The organism is Brachybacterium equifaecis, assembly GCF_023509525.1.
In the GTDB taxonomy this organism is placed as follows: Bacteria; Actinomycetota; Actinomycetes; order Actinomycetales; family Dermabacteraceae; genus Brachybacterium; species Brachybacterium equifaecis.
Genome location: NZ_JAKNCJ010000016.1, coordinates 3,268 through 5,051, shown reverse-complemented (window position 1 = coordinate 5,051; position 1,784 = coordinate 3,268). Strand labels below are relative to the sequence as shown.

At 56.3% G+C, this 1,784-nt stretch carries 2 rRNA genes (1 of these 2 running past the window's edge); both read left to right on the top strand.

The window, feature by feature from the left end:
• Positions 1 to 33: 33 nt before the first annotated feature.
• Positions 34 to 1,552 (top strand): 16S ribosomal RNA (locus Bequi_RS14080).
• Between the two features lie 122 nt (positions 1,553 to 1,674).
• Positions 1,675 to 1,784, top strand: a 23S ribosomal RNA gene (locus Bequi_RS14075) (it continues 2,884 nt past the right edge of the window).
• The 16S and 23S rRNA genes sit together here, the layout of an rRNA operon.

Below are 1,784 nucleotides of genomic sequence, written 5' to 3'. Positions count from 1 at the left end.
GTCGTTTGAAATGCCAGGATAGTTTTTCATTTTTTGATGGAGAGTTTGATCCTGGCTCAGGACGAACGCTGGCGGCGTGCTTAACACATGCAAGTCGAACGGTGACGATGGGGCTTGCCCTATCTGATCAGTGGCGAACGGGTGAGTAACACGTGAGTAACCTGCCCTTCACTCTGGGATAACCTCGGGAAATCGTGGCTAATACCGGATATGAGTTCCTACCGCATGGTGGGTGCTGGAAAGTTTTTCGGTGAAGGATGGACTCGCGGCCTATCAGCTTGTTGGTGAGGTAATGGCTCACCAAGGCGATGACGGGTAGCCGGCCTGAGAGGGCGACCGGCCACACTGGGACTGAGACACGGCCCAGACTCCTACGGGAGGCAGCAGTGGGGAATATTGCACAATGGGCGAAAGCCTGATGCAGCGACGCCGCGTGGGGGATGACGGCCTTCGGGTTGTAAACCTCTTTCAGCAGGGAAGAAGCGAAAGTGACGGTACCTGCAGAAGAAGCGCCGGCTAACTACGTGCCAGCAGCCGCGGTAATACGTAGGGCGCAAGCGTTGTCCGGAATTATTGGGCGTAAAGAGCTTGTAGGTGGCTTGTCGCGTCTGCCGTGAAAACCCGAGGCTTAACCTCGGGCGTGCGGTGGGTACGGGCAGGCTAGAGTGTGGTAGGGGAGACTGGAACTCCTGGTGTAGCGGTGAAATGCGCAGATATCAGGAAGAACACCGATGGCGAAGGCAGGTCTCTGGGCCATTACTGACACTGAGAAGCGAAAGCATGGGGAGCGAACAGGATTAGATACCCTGGTAGTCCATGCCGTAAACGTTGGGCACTAGATGTGGGGGACATTCCACGTTTTCCGCGTCGTAGCTAACGCATTAAGTGCCCCGCCTGGGGAGTACGGTCGCAAGACTAAAACTCAAAGGAATTGACGGGGGCCCGCACAAGCGGCGGAGCATGCGGATTAATTCGATGCAACGCGAAGAACCTTACCAAGGCTTGACATGCACCGGACAGCTGCAGAGATGTGGCCTTCTTTGGACTGGTGCACAGGTGGTGCATGGTTGTCGTCAGCTCGTGTCGTGAGATGTTGGGTTAAGTCCCGCAACGAGCGCAACCCTCGTTCCATGTTGCCAGCGCGTAATGGCGGGGACTCATGGGAGACTGCCGGGGTCAACTCGGAGGAAGGTGGGGACGACGTCAAATCATCATGCCCCTTATGTCTTGGGCTTCACGCATGCTACAATGGCCGGTACAAAGGGTTGCGATACTGTGAGGTGGAGCGAATCCCAAAAAGCCGGTCTCAGTTCGGATTGGGGTCTGCAACTCGACCCCATGAAGTCGGAGTCGCTAGTAATCGCAGATCAGCAACGCTGCGGTGAATACGTTCCCGGGCCTTGTACACACCGCCCGTCAAGTCACGAAAGTCGGTAACACCCGAAGCCAGTGGCCCATCCTCGTGAGGGAGCTGTCTAAGGTGGGATTGGTGATTGGGACTAAGTCGTAACAAGGTAGCCGTACCGGAAGGTGCGGCTGGATCACCTCCTTTCTAAGGAGCTACACCAATTATGGTGGCCATTTTCTTGCCCGAGTGTGGTGAGGGTGGTTGCTCAAGGGTGGAACATCAATGAATGGGCGCTTGGCTGGTGCAGCGGGCATGTGAGTACTCCTTCGGGATGGAAAGCGTGTGGTTGTGGCTGGTTTCAGGTGGTGGCACGCTATTGGGTTTTGAGGCTGCACGCTGGCCTGTGTCGATGTCCTTTTGGGGTGTTGGTGCGGGT